Source organism: Streptomyces liliiviolaceus (genome assembly GCF_018070025.1).
In the GTDB taxonomy this organism is placed as follows: Bacteria; Actinomycetota; Actinomycetes; order Streptomycetales; family Streptomycetaceae; genus Streptomyces; species Streptomyces liliiviolaceus.
In genome coordinates this window covers 2091604-2113464 of record NZ_JAGPYQ010000001.1, presented here as the reverse complement: position 1 = coordinate 2113464, position 21861 = coordinate 2091604, and the positions used below count along the sequence as shown (strand labels likewise).

The 21861-nt window shown below is 70.9% G+C and carries 22 protein-coding genes; 6 read left to right on the top strand and 16 right to left on the bottom strand.

The features are described from left to right. Positions 1-694 precede the first annotated feature (694 nt). On the top strand, positions 695-1531 hold the full coding sequence (locus J8N05_RS09325) for a C40 family peptidase (RefSeq protein WP_210881963.1): 837 nt from the start codon (positions 695-697) through the stop codon (positions 1529-1531). A gap of 131 nt (positions 1532-1662) precedes the next feature. On the opposite strand, the gene J8N05_RS09320 is transcribed toward J8N05_RS09325, so the two are convergent. Then, positions 1663-2994: a geranylgeranyl reductase family protein gene (locus tag J8N05_RS09320; RefSeq protein WP_210881962.1), complete on the bottom strand. Its 1332-nt coding sequence runs from the start codon at positions 2992-2994 to the stop codon at positions 1663-1665. Between the two features lie 122 nt (positions 2995-3116). Between J8N05_RS09320 and J8N05_RS09315 the strand changes: the two genes are divergently transcribed. Both J8N05_RS09315 and J8N05_RS09310 read left to right on the top strand, forming a co-directional pair. Beyond that, entirely contained in the window at positions 3117-3623 is a 507-nt protein-coding gene (locus J8N05_RS09315; RefSeq protein WP_210881961.1) for a GNAT family N-acetyltransferase, read from the top strand. 83 nt (positions 3624-3706) lie between these two features. Then, the gene (locus J8N05_RS09310) at positions 3707-4054 is read left to right on the top strand and encodes a PASTA domain-containing protein (RefSeq protein WP_383937923.1); all 348 of its coding nucleotides are present in this window, start codon (positions 3707-3709) and stop codon (positions 4052-4054) included. Positions 4055-4080: 26 nt separating this feature from the next. Here the strand turns inward: J8N05_RS09310 and J8N05_RS09305 are convergent, their stop codons facing one another. From J8N05_RS09305 to J8N05_RS09290, 4 genes are read right to left on the bottom strand one after another with little or no spacing between them, the layout of a single operon-like run. Next, a complete protein-coding gene (locus J8N05_RS09305) occupies positions 4081-4776 on the bottom strand; it encodes a demethylmenaquinone methyltransferase (protein WP_107020917.1) in 696 nt (231 codons plus the stop codon). 37 nt (positions 4777-4813) lie between these two features. Further along, on the bottom strand, positions 4814-6016 hold the full coding sequence (locus tag J8N05_RS09300; RefSeq protein ID WP_210881960.1) for an acyltransferase family protein: 1203 nt from the start codon (positions 6014-6016) through the stop codon (positions 4814-4816). Then, positions 6016-8280: a bifunctional polysaccharide deacetylase/glycosyltransferase family 2 protein gene (locus J8N05_RS09295; RefSeq protein ID WP_210881959.1), complete on the bottom strand. Its 2265-nt coding sequence runs from the start codon at positions 8278-8280 to the stop codon at positions 6016-6018. The genes J8N05_RS09300 and J8N05_RS09295 overlap by 1 nt, the downstream gene beginning before the upstream one ends. A gap of 19 nt (positions 8281-8299) precedes the next feature. Continuing rightward, the gene (locus tag J8N05_RS09290) at positions 8300-8728 is read right to left on the bottom strand and encodes a hypothetical protein (RefSeq protein WP_210881958.1); all 429 of its coding nucleotides are present in this window, start codon (positions 8726-8728) and stop codon (positions 8300-8302) included. Between the two features lie 308 nt (positions 8729-9036). Here J8N05_RS09290 and J8N05_RS09285 point away from each other — a divergent pair, with 308 nt between their 5' ends. Next, entirely contained in the window at positions 9037-10074 is a 1038-nt protein-coding gene (locus J8N05_RS09285) for a chitinase (protein WP_210881957.1), read from the top strand. A gap of 169 nt (positions 10075-10243) precedes the next feature. On the opposite strand, the gene J8N05_RS09280 is transcribed toward J8N05_RS09285, so the two are convergent. After that, complete coding sequence (locus J8N05_RS09280; RefSeq protein WP_210881956.1) at positions 10244-11206, bottom strand: helix-turn-helix transcriptional regulator; 963 nt, start codon at positions 11204-11206, stop codon at positions 10244-10246. Between the two features lie 96 nt (positions 11207-11302). Here J8N05_RS09280 and J8N05_RS09275 point away from each other — a divergent pair, with 96 nt between their 5' ends. Further along, positions 11303-11683 carry a VOC family protein gene (locus tag J8N05_RS09275; protein WP_210881954.1) on the top strand — a complete coding sequence of 127 codons (381 nt, stop codon included), beginning with the start codon at positions 11303-11305 and terminating at the stop codon, positions 11681-11683. A gap of 93 nt (positions 11684-11776) precedes the next feature. On the opposite strand, the gene J8N05_RS09270 is transcribed toward J8N05_RS09275, so the two are convergent. The 4 genes from J8N05_RS09270 to J8N05_RS09255 all read right to left on the bottom strand — a co-directional run bounded on the left by J8N05_RS09270 (position 11777) and on the right by J8N05_RS09255 (position 17344). Next, the gene (locus tag J8N05_RS09270) at positions 11777-12253 is read right to left on the bottom strand and encodes an imidazolonepropionase-like domain-containing protein (RefSeq protein ID WP_407699891.1); all 477 of its coding nucleotides are present in this window, start codon (positions 12251-12253) and stop codon (positions 11777-11779) included. Positions 12254-12279: 26 nt separating this feature from the next. Further along, positions 12280-13479 carry a cyclic dehypoxanthinyl futalosine synthase gene (mqnC, locus tag J8N05_RS09265; RefSeq protein WP_210881952.1) on the bottom strand — a complete coding sequence of 400 codons (1200 nt, stop codon included), beginning with the start codon at positions 13477-13479 and terminating at the stop codon, positions 12280-12282. Between the two features lie 104 nt (positions 13480-13583). Further along, complete coding sequence (locus J8N05_RS09260) at positions 13584-14339, bottom strand: prepilin peptidase (RefSeq protein WP_210881950.1); 756 nt, start codon at positions 14337-14339, stop codon at positions 13584-13586. Further along, positions 14336-17344 carry a BTAD domain-containing putative transcriptional regulator gene (locus J8N05_RS09255; protein ID WP_210881948.1) on the bottom strand — a complete coding sequence of 1003 codons (3009 nt, stop codon included), beginning with the start codon at positions 17342-17344 and terminating at the stop codon, positions 14336-14338. Before J8N05_RS09255 ends, J8N05_RS09260 begins: the two co-directional genes overlap by 4 nt. 396 nt (positions 17345-17740) lie before the next feature. On the opposite strand from J8N05_RS09255, the gene J8N05_RS09250 reads away from it, so the two are divergent. Beyond that, a complete protein-coding gene (locus J8N05_RS09250) occupies positions 17741-18082 on the top strand; it encodes a hypothetical protein (RefSeq protein ID WP_210881947.1) in 342 nt (113 codons plus the stop codon). Between the two features lie 60 nt (positions 18083-18142). Here the strand turns inward: J8N05_RS09250 and J8N05_RS09245 are convergent, their stop codons facing one another. The 6 genes from J8N05_RS09245 to J8N05_RS09220 all read right to left on the bottom strand — a co-directional run bounded on the left by J8N05_RS09245 (position 18143) and on the right by J8N05_RS09220 (position 21827). Then, on the bottom strand, positions 18143-18616 hold the full coding sequence (locus J8N05_RS09245) for a pilus assembly protein TadG-related protein (protein ID WP_247706212.1): 474 nt from the start codon (positions 18614-18616) through the stop codon (positions 18143-18145). Further along, positions 18613-19047, bottom strand: a complete 435-nt coding sequence (locus tag J8N05_RS09240) for a TadE/TadG family type IV pilus assembly protein (protein WP_210881945.1) — start codon at positions 19045-19047, stop codon at positions 18613-18615. Before J8N05_RS09240 ends, J8N05_RS09245 begins: the two co-directional genes overlap by 4 nt. Then, positions 19048-19428, bottom strand: coding sequence for a TadE family protein (locus tag J8N05_RS09235; RefSeq protein ID WP_210890098.1), 381 nt, complete (start codon positions 19426-19428; stop codon positions 19048-19050). 133 nt (positions 19429-19561) lie between these two features. Further along, positions 19562-19813: a hypothetical protein gene (locus J8N05_RS09230; RefSeq protein ID WP_055509289.1), complete on the bottom strand. Its 252-nt coding sequence runs from the start codon at positions 19811-19813 to the stop codon at positions 19562-19564. A gap of 80 nt (positions 19814-19893) precedes the next feature. After that, entirely contained in the window at positions 19894-20826 is a 933-nt protein-coding gene (locus tag J8N05_RS09225; RefSeq protein ID WP_210881943.1) for a type II secretion system F family protein, read from the bottom strand. Continuing rightward, positions 20823-21827, bottom strand: a complete 1005-nt coding sequence (locus J8N05_RS09220) for a type II secretion system F family protein (RefSeq protein ID WP_383937972.1) — start codon at positions 21825-21827, stop codon at positions 20823-20825. Before J8N05_RS09220 ends, J8N05_RS09225 begins: the two co-directional genes overlap by 4 nt. Positions 21828-21861: the final 34 nt, after the last annotated feature.

Below are 21861 nucleotides of genomic sequence, written 5' to 3'. Positions count from 1 at the left end.
AACCCCGTGCGGCTCACACGAAGATCGCGCACATGTGAAGCAGGTCACAAGCCCAACTGCCCCGCATCCTATGCCTGCCGGTCTGTGATCTGCGACACGGGGTACGACAACGCCTTTGTGATCTCCACCACCCGGTGAAGGATCATGAAGTCGGATGAGTGCCGATCTTCGTACGAGAAGCGTCCGAGTGATCACCAGAGGTGACATTCCCGATCGTCGCCGCTGGTCCGGGCCTTGGCGCACTATCAAGCCAGGCGGATCCAAGGCAAATTGGCGTTGGACGGGGTCGCTTGATAGAGGAACTCGTTCACACCTCGGGGGGAGTTGGGATGTCCGTTGTGGACGGCGCGGGTGCGTGCATCCGTTCACGAGCGGGGGCCGGTGTCGGCCCGATCGCGGGTCACCCTCCGGATCGGTGCCGAGTCTCCCCACGATCCGCACGCGCAACGCGGTCGCCGGGGCTACCGTTCCGTGACGTGCGTCACATGGGTAACAGGCCGGAAACAACCGGGCTTGGCCAACCGGCTCAACGAGTGGTAGGTCGCGGGCAATTCGGACGTAACGCGAAAAGGCCGTGATCACAGGCGCGTCGGGCACTGTCCAGATTGCCCGTTACGGCGTCAATAAAGGGCGTCACGACCCCGATTCGCGCGTCCGTTGAACAATTGTGGCGCACCACACGTTTCTTGAAGGTATGGAGGAGCCCCTGATACCGGTTGTCCCTATGTCCCACACCGCTCACATACGAAGCCACCGGAAACCCCGGCCTCGCAGCAGTTCGGCGCTCGCGATGCGCGCCGGAGTTGCCGGTGGCGTCCTCGGCACCCTGGCAGTGGCCGGTGCCGCCGGAACGGCCAACGCGGCCGAGCCGGTGACCCAGACCATCGAGCTGCCCACCCTCACGGCAGACATGACCGCTCAGGTCGCCGAGTCCGCGGAGGTGACCCAGCAGGCCGCGGCCGACTACCAGCTGCGTGCCGAGCGTGACGCCGCCGCCCAGAAGGCCGCGAAGCAGGCCAAGTCGGACCTCGCGGACGCGAAGAAGAAGGCCGAGGCCAAGGAGAAGGCCGAGGCGGCCCGCAAGGAGGCCGCCGAGCGCGCCACCCGCTCCGCGGGCCGGACGACCCTCACGACGGCCTCCACGGCCGCCAGCAGCGACGCCGTGGCTCCCGCCAGCGGCAGCGTCGGGACCGTCATCAGCTTCCTGAAGGCTCAGGTCGGCGACGCCTACGTCATGGGCGCCTCCGGTCCCGACGCGTGGGACTGCTCCAGCCTGGTCCAGGCGGCGTTCAAGCAGGTCGGTGTCGACCTGCCGCGCGTCTCCCAGGACCAGTCCGTGGCCGGCACCCCGGTCTCGCTGTCCAACATCCAGGTCGGCGACATCCTGTACTGGGGTGGCGCGGGCTCGGCGTACCACGTGGGCGTCTACATCGGCGGCGGCCAGTACCTGGACGCGGCGAACCCCTCGAAGGGCGTCGTCATCCAGGACCTGTCGGGTTACCCGGCGAGCGGTGCGGTCCGGGTGCTCTGACCTTCGGTCACACGCCTTGGGTCACACCTTTTGAATGCTTTTGTGGGCCGTTTCCCCGGCGGGGGAAACGGCCCACAAGCATGCGCGTGTACGGGGACACGAGAAAGGGGCCCGGTCGGGCCCCGGTCCCGTCAGGCCCTCGGGGCCACCTTCGTCAGGCCGTTGATGATGCGGTCCATCGCGTCGCCGCCCGTCGGGTCCGTCAGGTTGGCGAGCATCTTCAGCGTGAACTTCATCAGCATGGGGTGCGTGAGACCGCGCTGCGCGGCGATCTTCATGACCTTCGGGTTGCCGATGAGCTTCACGAAGGCGCGGCCGAGCGTGTAGTAGCCGCCGTAGGTGTCCTTGAGGACCTTCGGGTAGCGCTGGAGGGCGAGTTCGCGCTGGGCGGGGGTCGCCCGGGCCTGCGCCTGGACGATGACGTCCGCGGCGATCTGCCCGGACTCCATGGCGTACGCGATGCCCTCGCCGTTGAAGGGGTTCACCATGCCGCCCGCGTCGCCGACGAGCAGCAGGCCCTTCGTGTAGTGGGGCTGGCGGTTGAAGGCCATCGGCAGGGCGGCCCCGCGGATCGGGATCGTCATGTTCTCCGGGGTGTAGCCCCAGTCCGCCGGCATCGAGGCGCACCACGCCTTGAGGACCTCGCGCCAGTCCAGTTCCTTGAAGGCGGCCGAGGTGTTGAGGACGCCCAGACCGACGTTGGACGTGCCGTCGCCCATGCCGAAGATCCAGCCGTAGCCCGGCAGCAGCCGGTCCTCGCCCGGGCCGCGGCGGTCCCACAGTTCCAGCCACGACTCCAGGTAGTCGTCGTCGTGGCGCGGGGACGTGAAGTACGTACGCACGGCGACGCCCATCGGGCGGTCCTCGCGGCGGTGCAGGCCCATCGCCAGGGACAGCCGGGTGGAGTTCCCGTCGGCGGCGACGACCAGGGGCGCGTGGAAGGTGACCTCGCGCTTCTCCTTGGAGTCGGCGTCGCCGAGCTTCGCGTGGACGCCCGTGATACGGCCCGTGCGGTCGTCGACGATCGGGGCGCCGACGTTGCAGCGCTCGTACAGCCGCGCGCCGGCCTTCTGCGCCTGGCGGGCCAGCTGCTCGTCGAAGTCGTCGCGCTTGCGGACGAGTCCGTAGTCCGGGTAGGAGGCGAGTTCCGGCCAGTCCAGCTGGAGGCGGACGCCGCCGCCGATGATGCGGAGCCCCTTGTTCCGGAGCCAGCCCGCCTCCTCCGAGATGTCGATCCCCATGGAGACGAGCTGTTTGGTGGCGCGGGGCGTCAGTCCGTCGCCGCACACCTTCTCCCGCGGGAACGCCGTCTTTTCGAGGAGCAGGACATCAAGTCCGGCCTTGGCCAGGTAGTACGCCGTGGTGGAACCGGCCGGCCCCGCCCCGACGACGATGACGTCGGCGGAGTGTTCCGACAGGGGCGCGGCGTGTTCGGAGAGGGGCTGGGACTGGGACTCGGTCACGGCAGGGTCTCCCCAAGGCTCGAAAATCTCACAACGCGAAGTCTCGAAATCCGCGTGCTGACGGGCACGGGACATGGGCAGTCTATGCAGCGGTACTGATCACCTGGCTGAAGGGCTGCCCCGTGAACCGAGCTCTCCCCGTGGTACACCTGCGCGTCCCCACCGACGAGGACGCCTTCGCCTGGCACCGGGCCTTCGACCACCCGGACGTGATGGAGTTCCACGGAGGGAAGTCCGCCGAACTGTCCGTGTACGAGGAGCTGACCGCCCGCCAGCGCCGGCACGACGCCGAGCACGGTTTCTGCTTCTGGACCATGCTCGACGAGGAGGGCCGGGTCATCGGCTTCACCGGCGCCCAGCCGTGGCCCCACGAGTGGGGGCCCAAGGGCGAGATCGAGATCGGCTGGCGGCTCGGCCGGGAGTACTGGGGCAAGGGGTACGTGACCGCGGCGGCGCAGTCGACGCTGGAGCGGGTGCGCGCGACGGGCGTCACGAGCGTGGTGGCCATGGTGAACTCCCGCAACGAACGCTCGATCGCCGTGACCAGACGCCTGGGCATGGAGCTGGCGGAAACGTTCACCACGCCGACGTCGAAGCAGTTCGGGCACTGCTACCGGCTGGCTCTCTGAGGGGCCCGGGCCACCGGCGGCCCGCCCTGACGACGCCTTCCGGCGGGGCCCGGCATGGGCTTACCCTGCCGGTACCGCTGGGGGTGACGTCTGTGCGCATACCACGCAAGACACCCGAAGTGCGCGTACCGCGGCTCGTCGGCCTGATGGCCGTGGACGCGCGCGAGACGGCCGAGGCGCGTGGGGTGTTCCTCGCCGCGCCCGACCGGCCCGACTTCGACCTGACGGTCGTCGACTACGTCGTACGCCAGTACCCGCTGCCCGGTTCCGAGGTGCCGCGCGGGGCAGTCGTGACGGTGTGGTTCGATCTCGGCGAGGGTGAGGGCGGCGGGGGCGCGGGGGTGCGCGAACCGCGACTGCCCCAGCCGCCGTCGGGCGGCCTGCAACGCGAGCTCGACCCCCCGCACGACCCCTTCGCACTCCTCGGGTGAGCGCCGGGCGGCCGCCCGGAGAAGCTCTAGCCCTGCTTGAAGCCGCGGTGCAGCGCGACGATGCCGCCCGAGAGGTTCCGCCAGGCCACCTTGGACCAGCCGGCCTTGATCAGCCGCTCGGCGAGGGCGGGCTGGTCGGGCCATTCACGGATCGACTCGGCGAGATAGACGTACGCCTCGGGGTTCGAGGAGACCGCGCGGGCCACCGGCGGCAGGGCGCGCATCAGGTACTCGGTGTAGACCGTGCGGAACGGCGCCCAGGTCGGGTGCGAGAACTCGCAGATCACCACACGTCCGCCGGGCTTCGTCACCCGGTACAGCTCCCGCAGCGCGGTGTCCGTGTCCTGCACGTTGCGCAGCCCGAAGGAGATCGTCACCGCGTCGAAGGTGTCGTCCTTGAACGGCAGCTTCGTCGCGTCGCCCGCCGTGAGCGGCAGCCAGGGGTGGTTCTTCTTGCCGACCCTGAGCATCCCCAGGGAGAAGTCGCAGGGGACCACGTACGCCCCCGTGCGCGCGAAGGGCAGGGAGGAGGTGGCGGTGCCCGCCGCGAGGTCCAGGATCTTCTGCGCGGGCCGCGCGTCGACCGCCTTCGCGACCTCCTTGCGCCACACCCGGTCCTGGCCCAGCGACAGCACGTCGTTCGTCAGGTCGTAGCGTTCCGCGACGTCGTCGAACATCGAGGCGACTTCGTGCGGCTGTTTGTTCAGGGATGCGCGGGTCACGGTCCCATTGTGGCAGTACGCATCCCAGGAACACGGCTCAGGGCAGCAGTCTCGGCTTCGCCTTCGCCGCCACGTCCTCCACCCATCCGCACAGCAGGACGAACACGCCGATGAGGATCCAGCCGATGCCGAACATGAACCACTGGCTCTCCAGCGGCAGATACGTCTCGAAGGCCGGGACGTTCCAGAACTGGTCGATCAGCGGGATGGCGAGGATCAGCGCCAGCTCGTGCCAGAGGTAGATGGTCACCGCGCGGGCGTTGAAGATCCGCACGATCCGGTCGAGGCGCCTGAAGCGGGCCAGCCACGCGAAGTCGATCCCGAGGCGGGCCTTCGCGTACATCAGCAGGGTCACGAACCCGGCCGACCAGAACGCCTGCGCGTACGGGATGTCGTCGAGGTCGTACGAGCCGGTCTCCGCCTGGTGCGTGAAGGCGTACCAGCCGCCGTACCCGATCGCGGCGAGCGACAGGACGACGACGGCGAACGGTTTCAGCCGCTCCAGGACGCCGTCGCGGTGCGCGAAGCCGAGGACCCAGCAGAACAGGTACGTGGCCAGGTCGAGCAGCCCGACGCCGAAGCGGTCGTCCGGCGGCTCCCAGAGGAACTGCAGGACCACGATCGGGGCGAGCGAGAGGACCAGGACGGCGACCGGGGCCAGCCGGAAGACCCTCAGCAGCAGGGGCGACAGCAGGACGAACCAGAGGTAGGTGCGCAGGTACCAGAGGATCTCCCAGGCCTGCTCGCCCCACGCGTTGCCCGGCGGGTCGCCGAGCGGCACGACCCAGTACACGATCTGCCGGCCCGGCATCCAGCCGTGGATCAGCATCGCGACGACGACGAAGAAGCCCCAGAACCAGAAGGGCGGCAGGAGCCGGCGGATCCGGCTCCTGATCACCTTGAGGGCGGGCCGCTCCAGGGACTTCGCCATCAGGGTGCCGGCGAGCGCGAACATGATCCCCATGGAGGGCAGGACCATGCCCGCCCAGGCCCAGCCGAAGGTGTGGTAGGTCACGACACGGACGAGGGCGACGGCCCGGAGGGTGTCGAAGTACCGGTCGCGCCCCTTCCCGGTACGCGCCTTGGGCGGGGCCTCCGACCGGGCTTCCGACGGGGCTTCCGACGGGGCTTCCGACGGGGACTGCGGCAAGGGCTCCGGCTCCACCCGCGGCAGGCGGGCCGTGTCCGCGACCGCGGCGGACCCGGCGACCGGGGGGCCGCCCCGACGGTGCGAGCCCATCAGCCCACCCCCGCCGGTGTGCCGACCTCTCCGGTGCGCTTCAGCTTCTGCCAGCGCAGCCGGCCGCCCGTGAGGGCCGTGATGCAGGAGTGGATCAGGACGAGGTACATCATCTGCCGGTACGCGAGCTGCTGCAGCGGCATCATCAGCAGATACCTGTACTTCTCCCGGTCGAGCCGGAACGCGTACGCCGCGCAGACGAGCTGGACCGCGAGGACGGCCAGCCAGGCGAGCAGCGACGCCTTGAAGTCGATGAAGATCATCGAGTAGACGGTGAACACGTCGATCAGCGGGGCGAAGACGGGCGTGACGATCTGGAAGATCACCACCAGCGGCATCCCGACCCGGCCGAAGCGGCCCGAGGGCCCCTTGTCGGTCAGGGACTTGCGGTGCTTCCACAGCGCCTGCATGGTCCCGTACGACCAGCGGTAGCGCTGGGACCACAGCTGCTTGAGGGAGCCGGGCGCCTCGGTCCAGGCCTTGGCGTGCTCCTGGTAGACGACCCGCCAGCCCTCGCGGTGCATGGCGATGGTGATGTCGGTGTCCTCGGCGAGGGTGTCCTCGCTCATCCCGCCGACCGCGAGCACGGCCTCCCGGCGGAACGCGCCGATCGCGCCCGGGATGGTGGGCATGCAGCGCAGCAGGTCGTACATGCGTCGGTCGAGGTTGAAGCCCATCACGTACTCGATGTGCTGCCAGGCGCCGATGATCGTGTTGCGGTTGCCGACCTTGGCGTTGCCCGCGACCGCGCCCACGCCGGGGTCGGCGAAGGGCTGGACCAGCTGGCGTACGGTGTCCGCCTCGAAGACGGTGTCGCCGTCCATCATCACGACGATGTCGTAGCTAGCGTTGCGCACCCCGTTGTTGAGGGCGGCCGGTTTGCCCGCGTTCTCCTGGCGGATGACGCGCACGTTCGGCATGCCGAGCGCCTCGGCGATCTCCTTGGTGCCGTCCGTGGAACCGTCGTCCACCACGATGATCTCGATCGGATGGGTGCTCTGCGCCAGCGACCTCAGGGTGTTGGCGATGCACTCCTTCTCGTTGTACGCGGGCACGATCACGCTGACCGGCCGGGTGACGGGCTCCCCCCAGCTGAACCGGCGTCTGTTGCGTTTGCGGTAGTGCCTGCGGGCGAGGACCAGCATCATCCCGAAGCGGCCCATGACGGCGACGCCGACGATCGCGAGCCCGGTCGCGAGCCCCGGTACGGTCCACTCGGCGACGGCGACCGCCGCGACGAGCGCCTTGCCCTCGTAGAGGGTGGTGCCGGTGGCGGTGCGGTGGGCGGCCTGGAGCGCGTTGCCGCCCTGGCCCTGCTGCCCCTGGCCCTGGCCCTGGCCCTCCGGCCCCTGACCCTGCTGACCGCCGGGCGCCTCGGCGGCGTCCGCCAGTTGGGTGGCACCGCTGATGGTGGTGAAGGTGTAGCCCTTCGCCTTCATCTTCTTGATGTACGTACCGAGCGCCTTCACCGTCTGCGACCGCTCGCCGCCCGCGTCGTGGAAGAGCACCGAGGCGCCCTTGTTCTTCGACGGAGTGGCCCACTTGATGATCTTCGAGACCCCGGGCCGCTTCCAGTCGTCGCTGTCGGTGTCGACGAAGACGCTGGTGTAGCCCTCGGCACCGAGCTTCTTGTAGACGGGCCAGCTGTAGTTGTCGATGGCGTCCGTCTCCGAGGAGTACGGGGCACGGAACAGCGTCGTCGTGATGCCCGCCGCACCCGCCAGGGCGAGCTGCGTCTGGTCCATCTCCCGCTCGATCCGGGCACTGCTCTGGTACGAGAGGTCGACGTGCGTGAAGGTGTGGATGCCGACCTCGTTGCCCTGGTCCACCAGGTCGTTCACGATCGACGGGTAGCGCGAGACCATCGAGCCGACCAGGAAGAACGTACCCGGGACGTCGTTCTCCTCCAGGATCTTCAGGATCTGCGGCGTCCACGTGGGGTTGGGGCCGTCGTCGAAGGTGAGCGCGATGGTCTTCTCCGGGACGGACCGGGACCGGGCCTCGCCGTTCCTGAAGGAGAGGATCGGACCGCCGTCGATGACGGAGTCCGGGACCTCGCTGGAGCTGGCGTCGCTGCGGACGCGCTCGTCGCCGCCGACCTCCGAGCGCAGATAGCCGTCCAGCAGCATCACGCTGGTGAGCGCGAGAAGGAGCAGCAGGGCGAGGATGACACGAGGTTTCTGCAGCGCCGCTGCCTTGCCCGCGGCCCGGGTCATGCGGGAGGGGGCCCGCCGGCGGCCGCGCGAGGGCGTCGTAGTAGCCATGGGTGTGGGTCCGTTCCGGTCAGTTGGCGGCCGCGGAGGCGGACGCGGACGGGGCGGAGACGGACGCCGACGGGGCGGCGGTGGGTGCCGCGCCGGTCGCGACGCCCGAGGGCGGGGCGCCGGTGGGCCGCGCGGGCGGACTGCCGGTACCGCCCTGCGGCTGGAGCCCGCCGCCGGGTCCGGAGTTCTGACCGCCGTTCGGCCCGCCGCCCCCGAAGGGCAGCAGCGAGGACGGAGTGAGCGAGGGGCCCCACCCCATGAACGCCATGCCGAGCACGACCGCGTACCCGATACAGACGACGCCGAGGAGGATGCCGATCCGGCGCAGAAACCTGGCCCTGCGGCCGGAGTTGTCAACGAACACGGGACCGTCCTCGGGCCCGTTGCCGCGTTTGCGGCGGCGGCCGCGCACGGCGGCGCGGGATTCGATGGCAGGCTCGGAATGCATTCCCCGGATATTAGGGAGCCTTTATGTGTCCGAAACTCTGATTCTGTTGTGAGACGGCCATGAGAAACGACCGAGTCTGTCTTTTCCCTGAGAGAATCCTTGATCGCCGGACAGGGCGTGGCCCGCCGAGAAGATGCCCAATGTCCGCATATAGATGCCCGGTTGATCCTTTTTGCCGGGCCGTTTCCGTGCGCTTCCCCTGAATTCGCTGTCTTCGTGCGGCGGGGCCGCCCGTGAGACATTTCCCTTTCGGAAACGCGGTTTGTTTCCATCCTGAGACGAGAATCACGAGAGTGGGAGCATGCGCGATGAGGACTTTCCTGAAGCCGGCTGCCGGGCTCGTCTGTGTGATCGCCCTGGCCACCGCGGGGTGTTCCTCGGGGACGGACGACTCCTCCGGCTCGTCCTCCACGAGCCGTCCGCAGAGCAGCCCGTCACCCTCCGGGAGCGCATCGGCCGGCTCGTCGGGGACCGCGTACGCCCCGTACGTCAGCGCCACCACCGCCTCCGACAACGACTCGGCCGGCTCCCCGTCGACGTACAACCTCGCCTTCGTCATCGCGGACGGCAGCGCCTGTACGCCTTCGTGGAACGGCACGACCGCGATCGGCGACCCGGCGGTGAAATCCCGTATCTCTGCGCTGACGGATGCGGGTTCGGCCGTGCGGGTCTCCTTCGGCGGGGCGTCCGGGAAGGAGCTGGCCTCCACCTGTGACAGCGCCTCGGAGCTGGCCGCCGCCTATGGGAAGGCGCTCGACGCGGCCGGGGCCACGGAGGCCGACTTCGACGTGGAGGGCACGCAGTTGACCGACTCCGCCTCGGTGGCGCTGCGCTCCGAGGCGATCGCGCTGCTGCAGAAGGAGCGCGAGGACCTGTCGGTCACCTTCACGCTACCCGTCATGCCGTCCGGCCTCGACGACGACAGCGTGGCGCTGCTGGAGTCCGCCAACGACAAGGGTGTCGTGGTCTCCACGGTCAACATCATGACCATGAACTACGGCAGTTCGTACGACGAGGACATGGGCGACTACGCGAAGACGTCGGCGCGGGCGGCACACGACCAGCTGGAGGAGGTCTTCGGGCTGTCGGACGAGGGCGCGTGGAAGGGGCTCGCCCTCACCTCGATGCTCGGCGTCAACGACGTGGACAACGAGACGTTCTCCCTGGCGGACGCCGCGGAGGTACGGGCGTTCGCGGAGGAGAAGGGGATCGCGTGGGTGTCGATGTGGTCGACGTTCCGGGACCAGCGATGCGAGGGGGACGACGCCGACTCGGACGACGCGGCGACCAACTGCAGCGGGGTCGAGCAGGAGGCGGGGGCGTTCGCGGAGGCGTTCACGGGGTGAGCCGGGGTCTTGGGGCGGCTGGGCGTGGTTCTTCGGGTGCGGGTGCGCTGTGGCTGGTCGCGCAGTTCCCCGCGCCCCTGAAAGACAAAAGATCGCGCCGTTTCCCGCGCCCCTGAAAACCGAAAGACTGCGCCGTTCCCCGCGCCCCTTCAGGGCTGCGCCCCTTGGGTCAGGGGTGACCGGCGTAAGAGGTCAGGCGGGCGGCGAATTCGGTGGTGAGGGTGCGTAGTTCATCCGGGGTCTCGATGACGAAGGGGCGGTCGAGGGAGGCCAGGACCGGGGGGAGCCAGTCGAGGTGCTCTGCCCGGATCCGGACCCGTAGCCAGCCCTCGTCGGCCTCCTCCAGGGTGGCCACGCTCGCGGGAAGGCGGGCGCGGATCTGCTCGGTCGTCCCCTGGATCCGCAGGGCCACCTCGTAGCGGTACTCGGCCGTCGCGAACCCGGACACCACCCGCTGGGCCGGGTCCGCCCCCTCGGGCGGTTCGAACGAGCCCGGCAGCGTCCGCGCGTCCGCGATGCGGTCGAGCCGGAACGTACGGTCCTCGCCGCCGGCCGCGTCCTGCCCCGTGACGTACCACCGGCCCGCGTGGGCGACGATCCCGTAGGCGTGCAGCGTGCGTTCGCTGCGCCGGCCGTCGCCGCCGGTGTATCTCATCGCGACCGGCCGGCGGTGGCCCACCGCGTCGGCGAGGGTGAGCAGGACGTCGGCGTCCGGGGTGTCGAACTCACCGGGCCGGTCCGTGAAGGCCAGCGAGTCCAGGAGTACGTCGAGCCGGCGGGCCACCTGCCGGGGCAGCACCCGGCGGATCTTCGCCGACGCCGTCTCGCTCGCGGTGCGCCCCGCCGTCACCAGCCCCGTCCGGCGGCCGGCGACCAGGCCGAGCAGCACGGCCAGCGCCTCGTCGTCGCTGAGCATGAGCGGCGGGAGGCGATGTCCGGGGCCCAGCCGGTAGCCGCCGTACCGGCCGCGCACCGACTCCACCGGCACGTCGAGGTCGATCAGCTGACCCACGTACCGCCGCACGGTACGTCCGTCGACGCCGAGCCGCTCGGCCAGTTCGGCCACGGTCCGGGTGCCGCCGGACTGCAGCAGCTCCAGGAGGGTCAGTACACGGCCGGCGGGTCTGGGCATGTCCGCAGCCTAGCGCCGATACCGGGCCGAATCTGTCCTCTATCTGTCCTAGCCTGCGAGACGTACCGCCCCGGCAGCACACCTGAGGAGACCCCCGTGAACTTCGTCTCGATCCGCATCATCACCGGCGACGTGGCCCGCCTCGTCGCGTTCTACGAACGGGTCACGGGGCTGAAGGCGGCCTGGGCCAACGACGACTTCGCCGAGCTGAGCACGCCCACTGCCACCCTCGCGATCGCGAGCACCCGCACGGTTCCGCTGTTCGCCCCGGGGTCGGCGCGCCCGGCGGAGAACCACAGCGTGATCACCGAGTTCCTCGTCGACGACGTGGACGCCGTCCACAAGAACCTGACCGGGTACGTCACCGACTTCGTGACCGAGCCCACGACGATGCCCTGGGGCAATCGCTCCCTCCTGCTCCGAGACCCGGACGGCAACCTCATCAACTTCTTCACCCCGCCGACAGAGGCCCCCTAGGGGCGCGCCTTCAGGGGCGCGGGGAACTGCGCGACCAGCCACGACGCACCCGCAGCCAACACACAGGCCCAACCAGCGGAGCGCACCGCGGAGCTAACGGCGCCGATGCACAAGCCGCCCCGCGCACACAGTCGCCAGACACTCCCCGTCCTCGCCGAAGACCGCGAGATCGGCCCGCCCCGCCGGCCGGATCACGCACGGCACGGCACCGGCCAGCACGACCACGTCCGTGCGCTCGGCCGCCGCCCGCAACCCCGCCGCATCGGCATACTCGGCCAGCACGGCCACCGCCCCCGACTTCAGCAGAGCATGCACCCGCTCACGCGGGGTCGGCGCGTCCGGCACGGGCCCCAGGTGAACCAGCCCCGGCCCGAGCACCCCGGGCCACACCCGCACCCGCGCACCGGGAAACCGCTCACGCAGCTCCGCCAGGGAACCCGTCGCGGCGACCCGGTCCCCCTTCACCGCGACGGCCCCACCCATGACGGAACCGGGACCGGAGCCGGAGCCGGGACCGGAGTCGTCCCAGCTGTACCGCAGCTCGTCCGCCGCGTGGATGGTCAGCGCCACCGGACCGAAACCCCTCCGCCGCGGACCTAGTTGGAGGCGAGCAGCTTCAGCTCGGGGTGAGCGGTCCCGCCCGCGATCGCGGTCGACGAGATGTGCGACTGCACCCGGTCGTCGACGGGGTCGTTCGCCGGGTCGTCGTGGACGACCAGGTGCTCGTACGTCGTGGCCCGCTGCGCCGGGACGCGACCCGCCTTGCGGATCAGGTCGATGATCTCCATGCGGTTCGAGCGGTGCTTGGCACCGGCCGACGAGACGACGTTCTCCTCCAGCATGATCGAGCCGAGGTCGTCCGCGCCGTAGTGCAGCGACAGCTGGCCGACCTCCTTGCCGGTGGTGAGCCAGGAGCCCTGGATGTGGGCCACGTTGTCCATGAACAGCCGCGCGATGGCGATCATCCGCAGGTACTCGAAGAGCGTGGCCTGCGTACGGCCCTTGAGGTGGTTGTTCTCGGGCTGGTACGTGTACGGGATGAAGGCGCGGAAGCCGCCTGTCCGGTCCTGTACGTCGCGGATCATCCGCAGGTGCTCGATGCGCTCGGCGTTGGTCTCGCCGGTGCCCATGAGCATGGTGGACGTGGACTCCACACCCAGGTTGTGCGCGATCTCCATGATCTCCAGCCAGCGCTCGCCGCTCTCCTTGAGCGGGGCGATGGCCTTACGGGGACGGGCCGGAAGCAGTTCCGCGCCCGCGCCGGCGAAGGAGTCGAGACCGGCGGCGTGGATGCGCTCGATCGCCTCCTTCGCGCTGACCTTGGAGATCCGGGCCATGTGCTCGACCTCGCTCGCCCCCAGGCTGTGGATGACGAGCTGCGGGTACGCGGCCTTGATCGCGGAGAAGTGCTCCTCGTAGTACTCGACGCCGAAGTCCGGGTGGTGCCCGCCCTGGAACATGATCTGCGTGCCGCCCAGCTCGACGGTCTCCGCGCAGCGGCGCAGGATGTCGTCGAGGTCGCGCGTCCAGCCCTTGTCCTTGGCCTTCGGCGGGGCGTAGAACGCGCAGAACTTGCACGCCGTGACGCAGACGTTCGTGTAGTTGATGTTCCGCTCGATGATGTACGTCGCGATGTGCTCCGTACCGGCGTACCTGCGGCGGCGTACGGCGTCGGCCGCGGAGCCGAGCGCGTGCAGCGGGGCGTCGCGGTAGAGGTCGAGCGCCTCTTCCGGGGTGATCCGCCCACCCTCGGCGGCACGGTCGAGGACGGACTGGAGGTCGGCCTTCTCGGTCACCGGAGCGGTCCCTTTCATAGGGGTGTGGACGGACTGATCCAGCGTACGCCAGCCCGAACGATCATCCGACGTCAGGCGGTGCACACCCGAACGATCACTCGACGTCAGGCGGCGAAGGCCCCGATGAGCAGGCCCGTGAAGCCGCCCGCGATCAGGAAGGGGCCGAAGGGGATGGACGTCTTGCGTCCGGCTCTGCGGACCACGACGAGCGCCATCCCGTACAGCCCGCCGTACAGGAATCCCGCGAACGTGCCGAGCAGCACGGTCCCCCAGCCGTACCAGCCGAGGACGGCGCCGAGGCCGAGGGCGAGTTTCACATCGCCGAAGCCCATGCCGTTGGGGCTGATCAGGAAGAGGACGAAGTAGCCGCCGCCGAGGGCCAGGGAGCCGTACAGCGCGGTCGGCCAGTGGCCCGCGTGCTCGGGCGCGGCCCAGGCGCCCGCGAGCAGCACCAGCGCGGCGCCCGCGAGGGACAGCGTCAGCACGTCCGGCAGGCGCTGGACGCGGAAGTCGACGACGGCGAGGAGGACGCCGAGGGGCGCGAGCAGCAGCCAGACGGCCAGTTCGGGCCGGGTACCGGTGGCCGCGGCGAGGGCACCGCACACGAGCGCGGTCGCGAGGGCGACGGGGAGGGTGCCGGGCCCGTACGTACGCCCGCCGCACTCCCGGCAGCGGGCGAGGCCGATCCAGCCGCCGAACCGTCCGGCGACGGGATGCCCCTCGGGGCACCGGTCCGCCCACGGCTCGTCGGGGTCGACGGAGAAGCGGTACGCGGGGCGGGGCACGAACAGACCGGCGGCGCCGCCCCACAGGACGGCGCCGGCGATCACCATCAGGTCGATCGGCGCGAGACCGTTCATCCCGCGGCGGCGACGCCGCTGCGCCAGGTCGGCAGCAGTTCGTCGAGGAGCGCCTCGGTCCGCGGCGGCAGCCCGCGCGCGCCGCTGCGGGCGACGAGGTCCGCCGCGCGCCGCTTCAGCCGGTCACTGTCGCCGGTCGCGTGCGTGGCCCGCAGCAGCTCGTGCCACAGCCGCTCGTCGCCGGGCGCGGAGCCAAGCGCCGCGTCGAGCGCCTCGATCGCCTTCTCGGCCCGGTCCTTCTCCAGGTGGAACGCGGAGAGGGCGAGGCCGATGTCGGCGACGAGCAGCGGCAGTTGGGCGTCGATGATCTCGTGGGTCAGCCAGCCGTACCGCCCCTCGGGCCGCTCGGCCAGCAGCGGACCCCGTACGAGCACCAGCGCGTCGGTGAGCAGCCGGCCGCGCACCGCACGGCTGCCGGCGCCCCGGCCCTGGGTGGCCTCGTGGTAGAGCGAGCGCAGCACGTCCAGGTCGGACACCACGGACTTGGCGAGCTTGAGCCGCCCGGTCGCGTCGGCGGCGAGCCGCGGGGTGCCGTCGGGGTCGGCGCCGAGCCAGGCGCGCAGCCGCTCGACGAGCGCGTCCCGTACGTCGTCGGTGACCCCGCGCGGCCACAGCGCGGAGGACAGCACCCGCGGGTGCACGCCCTCGCGGTGCAGGAGCAGCAGCGCCAGCGCCTCGTGGAGCAGCGGGCTGCGCTCACCGTCCGGTGTGTCGAGCCCGATGATCTCGTACGGGCCGACGAGTCGCGCGTACACCGCGGGACGCCCCTGCTCGCTGATGTCGACGAGGAACGGCGGCGCGGTGGCCGGGCGGTCGTCGTCGCGCTCGGGGTCGGCGTCGGTGAACAGCTCGACGACGGCACGCTGCTGGGACACCGGCAGGAGCTGCGCGTCGAGTTCGAGGCCGAGGAGCGGTGCGAGGAGCTTGCCCTCGCTGGTGATCTCCATCTCCCAGGCGGCGCCGGGCAGGTCGCCCGACTGCGTGCCGACGAGGTAGCCGATGCCCAGCCGGCTGGCGTCGGCGGCGAGTTCGGCGAGCTTGACGGCGTCCTCGGCGGACGGCTCGGCGGCGAGCAGGACGAGGTGCGGGGCCCAACGGGTGTGCTGGGCCGGGCCCGTACGTCCGGTGAGCACCGAGTCCTGACCGGCCGCTCCCAGCGCGCCGCGCCGCTGGCGCGTCTCGGCCTCCATGGTCTCCACCAGCGCCTCGACGTCGTCGAGGTGGCGGAGCCGGTTGGGGGCGAGCGGCGTCAGGTCCTCGCCGAAGCCGACGAGGGTGATGGTCATGCGGTCGGACCAGCCGTTGGTCGCCAGCTCGGCGGCCACGGAGGCGAAGACGCCCGCCCGGTCCTGCTTGCGGCCGCTCAGCGAGACGATGCCGGGCACCGACTCCAGGTTGAGCAGCAGCCGCGAGTCGTCCATCGTGCCGAGGCTGACGAGCCCGGGGTAGGGGGCGGCCGTGTCCACGTCCTCGTACCGCTCGGCGTCGGCGCGGGCCAGCATCCAGAACGTCTGGTCCTGCCCGAGCTGCCACGGCGAGGGCGGTCGGCCGGCCGGCTGGGCGAGCTGGAGGTGCAGATCGCCGTTGCCGCCCATCCAGGCCGCGTACACGGTCGGCAGCGGACGGGACTCCCCCGCCAGCGACGCGGCGAGCCCGCGCAACGACCGGTCCAGCAGCCGTACGCCCTCGGGGTCGGCCCCCACCAGCAGCGCGTCCTGCGCGTCGGCGGCGGCACCGGTGGGCGTGGGCGGCTCCATGCCGCGGCGCCCGCCGACGGCACCGAGCGCGGACTGCCACAGCGCCTGGCGGCGGCGCCTGCCGAGGGCGCCGAGCAGCCCGGCGGCGAGGAGGGGCGCGCCGAGGAGTGCCTGCGGCAGCCCGAACCCGCTGCCCTCACCGGCGGCGGGCGCGGCGTGCTCCTGCCCGCCCTGCTGTCCCTGCTGTCCCTGACCGGGGCGCTGCTCGGGAAGGCTGATGTGCGCGGTGTCGCGGTCCTGCGCACCGGACCCGCCGCCCTGCTGTCCCGCCCCCTGCTGGCCGGGCCTGCCCTGCTCCTGCGCGCCGGTCCTCGCGTAGTCGGAGATCTGCCGCTGGACGTCCGGCGAGACCTTCGGGGCCTCGTCGGGCATCTCGACCAGTTCGCCGCCGCGGGCGTCGCCGGGCATCTCCATGATCCAGCCGGGCCGGATGAGACTGGCCTCGGAGAGCTTCGAACCGTCGGGCTGCGCGCGGTCCTTGTTGAGCTGGTAGATCTCCTTGTACCGGCGTCCGTCACCGAGGTGGCGCTCGGCGACCTCCCAGAGGGAGTCGTGATGGCGGCCCTCGGGCGGCTGGATCCGGTAGAACTTCGTGGCGTCCTCGGACACCTGGCCGCTGCCGCTCTCCGCGTGCGCGGCGGCGTCGGCGGCCTGCTCGGCCAGCGCGGCGGCGCTCGCGGCGGTCTGCGCCTGCTGCTGCGCCAGCAGCCCGCCCGGGGTCTGCTGGGCCGCCGCGGCGACGGCGGGCCGCTGGTTCCCCTCCAACTGCTGGCCCAGCTGCGACAGCCCCGGCGTGAAGCTCGCCGCGGCGGCGCCGACCAGCAGCAGCGCGGCGACGAGCTGCCGTGCGAGCAGCTGGCTCGGGCCGGCCCCGGGCACGCGGTTGGGCAGGCCCACACCGGACAGCGCGGCCTTCATCTCGACGAGCACACAGGCGGTGAACTGGGCCCAGGCCAGCCAGACGACCACGGTCAGCACGTTGATGAACGTGCCGACGGTGATCTCCTGCTGGAGCCACTCCGTCGACGGCGCCCCGGAGGGCAGCGGCCAGCCGATCTGCAGGGCGAGCGCGCCGGGCACGCCGACGAGCAGCACGAGCAGGGCGACGAAGGCGAGGAACGCCTTGACGAAGTCCCCCGCCGTGCGGCGGCGCCGGGGCAGGGGCTGCGGCGTCCGATTCCTCGGACCCGGCGAGCCCGCCGAGCCCGGCGAGCTTCCCGACGAGTTGGAAGTGGTACGTCGCGCCATGGCGGGTGTCCTGATGTCGTGTGGGGAGGGAGGGAGAACGGGGGTGTGCTGAGCCTACTTAGATCGTATTGAGCCTGTCGAAGGGTAAGGAGAGGGAGCGAGCCCCCACCGCGGCGGGTTCATCACCATCTGCGACCTAAGCCCGATTCGCCCGGTCGGCGACCTGTCCGACGCCGTCCGAATCGGTACGGCTTCGCAACTGCCACGGGCGCACCCCTCACGATCCCCACACAATCCCCCGGAGCCGGTGCGCCTCCGCTTCGTATAGTCGGACCGTGCACGGGCATCACCTCGTGCACAGGCGTCACCTCGTGCGCAGGCGTCACCTCGTGCGCAGGCGTCGGACGGCGCACGGACGCGTGACGCCGAGGCACGGACACGACAGGGGGATCGTTCATGGGAAAGCCCGACCTCGCGCTGCCGCTCAGTGACCTGGAGGACTACGGCACCCGGCTGCGTGACATCAAGACGCGGATGAACCACACCAAGAAGCTCTTCGAGTCCTACAGGGACGACATCGGCGACGGCGGCGTCTACGACAAGCTGGAGGACTTCGAGTCCAACTGGGAGGACGGCCGCGAGGACATCAACCAGCAGCTCGACGCCCTGGCCCAGATGTCCGAGGCGATCGTCCGCGAGTTCAAGAAGCTCGACGACGACCTGGCGAAGCAGGTCTCCGAGGGTGTGAAGTCCGACGGCAAGGGCGGCGAGGGCGGCAAGAAGGACGGCGGCGAGTAGCCGCCCCGCGGGGCGGCCGAGGGGTGCCGCCCGCCGGCCCGGCGGGCGTCCTCCGCCGGGTCAGCCCACCTCGTTCTCCGCCACGGCCCGCCCCCGGACCGTCACGTCGCCGCCGTAGAACATGCCGGTGAAGACCGGTGAGTAGGTGAGCTGGACCTCCACCTCCACCTGGTCGGCGTTGGCGGCGACGCAGTTCGTGGCGGCTATGTCGGCGCCGGTCATGCCCATCTCCTGGGCGAAGGCCTTCACACGGGCGCCGCAGTTCTCGAAGAGGATCGGGGCGCCGCCGCCCTCGTTCTCGTACAGCGCGTCGAGGTCGACGTCCTGGGCCGCGTACCGGGCGGCCTGTTCCGCGATGTCGGCGGCGCGTTCGCGCTTGGAGATGGACAGGCCGCCGTCGATGACGAAGGCCGACAGGGACAGGAACACGAGCGCGAAGATGATGACCGCGCCGGCGCCCGACCCGCGGTCGTCGAGGCGCGCGCGGCGCGCCGCCGCCCACGCGCCCAAGGTGTCCTTCACGCGCACCGTCACGCCTTCCTCTTGAAGGGGTCCAGCGGCGAGGTGAACGACGCCTCAAGGCGGGTCGGTACGTCCAGACCCAGCATCGCGAGCCCCCGCACCTCGCAGCTGACCTCCACCGTGAAGAGGTCCGCGTCCTCGAAACCGGCGCTGGTCTTGTTCACCGTCACCGGACCCGCGCACACGTCCGCCAGGTCGGCGTCCGCGGCCTTCTGCGCCTCCGCCATCGCGGAACCCTGGTCGCGCTGGAGCGAACCGGAGCGGGCCGCGTCCCTGGCCGCCCCGTCCAGTGCCCCACGCCCGTCCACCAGTTGCCCGAAGGCCACCAGCACCAGGATGAAGAGGATCATCACCGGGGCGAGGATCACCACCTCCACGGTGGACAGCCCCCGGTCACCGAGGTCGGCGCCGCGCGACAGCAGTCGCCTCACCACTGGACGCATCTAGTTCCCGTCATCCTCGACGAACCGCTCCACCGGTCCCACCGACTGCGCGTGCACGGTCAGATCCAGCCCGGGGAACACCGACGGCACCTTCGCCGTGATCTCCACCCCGACCGAGTCCGGGTCCGGCTGAAGCGTCTTCACGTCCGGTCCGAGCACCAGCTGCGGCCCCAGCTGCGCGATGTAGCTGTCCACGACGTCCCGCGCGTCGCCGCGCCACGCGCCCGGGGACTCGTCGGCCGTGGCACGGGCCTTGCGCGCACCGGCCTGGGCCGCCGCCTGGGCCACGTGGTCGGCGAAGAAGTACAGCGCGAACTGCACCGTCGCGAAGATCATGAAGAAGAGGACCGGCGTGAGCAGCACGAACTCGATCGCGGTCATGCCGGAGTCACCGCGGGCGGAGGCGGCCTCCACCCGGCGGCGTACCCAGCGGACCAGGCGTCGTGCGCTCACCAGCAACCCCGTGTACGTGAGAGAAGTCGGCAGCGAGAGCTGCCGATCGGCGGCAACCGGATCAGCAGGTGCTGCCCGCGTCCGCGCCCTTGATGCAGTCGCCGACCTTGTTGGCGCCGTCGCTGAGCGCGGCGTTGATGATCGCGGCGACCACGCCGACGATCGCCACGACGACCGCCGAGATGATGACCCACTCCACCGCGGACGCACCGCGGTCGAGTTCGCCGGAGCGGGCGCGCTGCACCCGGCCCTGGAGGAAGGTGATCAGGAAGTCCACCCCCGGGATCCCGGTGCTGTAGTTCCGTCCGTTCATGGTGAGTTGTCCTCTCGAAACAGTTCAAGACAGTGCGGGGCAGTTCACGGATGCAGTTGTCGCGGAAGCGGTTGCCGGGCTCAGACCTGGAACACGCGCATCGCCGCCGGGAAGATCAGGAAGACCAGGAAACCGGCGCAGAGCAGCAGCTGCGCCACGAGCATCGACTGCGACTTCTCGCCCGCGCTGCCCTCGATCTCGGCGAGTTCGCGGTGCCGCATGGTCTCGGCGCGCGAGGCGAGCGACTCGCGCACCTTCGCGCCGTCGTCCGCGACCAGTGCCAGCGACGCCGACAGGTCCTTCAGCTCCTCGACGCCGATCTCCTCCCCCAGCGATCCGAGGGCCTGCCACTGGCTGATGCCGGTGATCCGGGCGTCCGCGAGCGCGTTGCGGATGCGCTGCGTGGCCCAGCCGTCGGAGACCTCGGCCGCCGCCATCAGGGCCTCGGGCAGACCCCGTCCGCCCGCCAGGCTCATCGACACCAGGTCGAGGTACGCGCCGATCACGCGCCGCAGGTCGCGCCGCTTCTCGGCCGCGTCCCGCCGCACTTCGAGGTCCGGCAGGAAGAAGAAGACGAGCGCGAAGAGCAGGGCGAGCCAGACCGGGATGGCGGGGCTGCGGCCGAAGCCGAGCGTCCAGACCACCGCGAACATGAGCGGCCCGAAGAACACCCCCGCGGCCCCGAGGAGGACCTTCGTGGCGAGGAAGTTCTCCCAGCTCCGGTCGAGCACCGCGAGGTCGGCCCGCAGCGAGCGCTGTTCCCAGCCCTGTTGCAGGTACAGCTCGGCGACGCGCTGTCCGACCCGGGCCCGTACGCCGGCGAGCCGTCCGCCGTCGCCGTCCGAGGTGCGGTGCGCGGACTCGTACGCCGCTCCCCGCGCCCTCATCGCGTCGATGCGGGCGACCTGGGCGACCGCGCTGCGCCTGGTCGGCATGAGCGCGCGGACCAGGACGTAGAGGCCCAGGCCCAGGACGGCACCGACCAGGATGGGCAGGGTCAGGGTCGAGCTCATCGGCGTACCCCCTCCTCCGGCGACGACAGCGGCAGCGACTGCTGCGGGGACGGCGGCTGGGAGCCGGGAGCGGTGCGGGGGCGGACGAACTGGACCGACGACTCGTCCCGCACCAGGAACCGCTCCGGCGTCTCGATCGTCGACAGCTTGCGCAGCCACCAGAAGCCGAGGGCGAACAGACCGCAGACACACGCGAGTACGAGCTGGCCGACGGCCGTTCCGTACGGTTCGACGAACTCGCGGTTGAAGATGGACAGACCGAGCACGAAGGCGATCGACACGGCCACGACGATCTGCACCGAGCGGCGGGTCGAGGCGCGCTGGGCCATCACGCGCTGGCGCATGTCGACCTCTTCGCGCGCCGACTTGGCGAGCGCGCCGAGGACCTGGCGCAGACCCGGGCCGCGCAGCCGCGCGTTGAGGATCAGCGCGGCCACGATGATGTCGGCGGACGCGTCGTCGATCTCGTCGGCGAGCTGCTGCAGGGCTTCGGGCAGCGGCGTACGGGAGCGCAGGCGGTCCACGAGGGCGTCGAGGTGCGGGCGCAGGACCGGCGCGGAGGCGCGGGCGGAGGCGGGGATGGCCTGTTCGAGGCCGACCGCGCCCGCGATGGTGTCGCGCAGCGACTCGGTCCAGGACGCGAGGGCCTCCACGCGCTTCATGGCGGCCTTCTCCTCGGAGGCGCCGCCGAAGAGCTTGTCCCAGAAGAAGACGAGGACGGCGGTCGCGATTCCGGCGACGGCCCACCGGGTGAGCAGCAGGACGACGATGCCCGCGATGGCGGCGATCGAACCGCGCCGGCCGGCGAACCGTACGAGCTCGGAGGCCCGTTCGCTCGCCTTCTGCTTCTCGTGCTCGGGCTTGGCGGGCAGGCCGCGGACCGCGACGGCGAGCAGGGCGAGGCCGCCGCCCACCGCGATCCCGCACGCGAGCGCGTACAGGACGGTCGTGGAGAACAGTCCGCCCATGGAGCCGAGCGAGTCGAGAGCGGCCAGCGTCATGCTCGGCCGCCCCGTGGTCATGGCCGGTGTCATG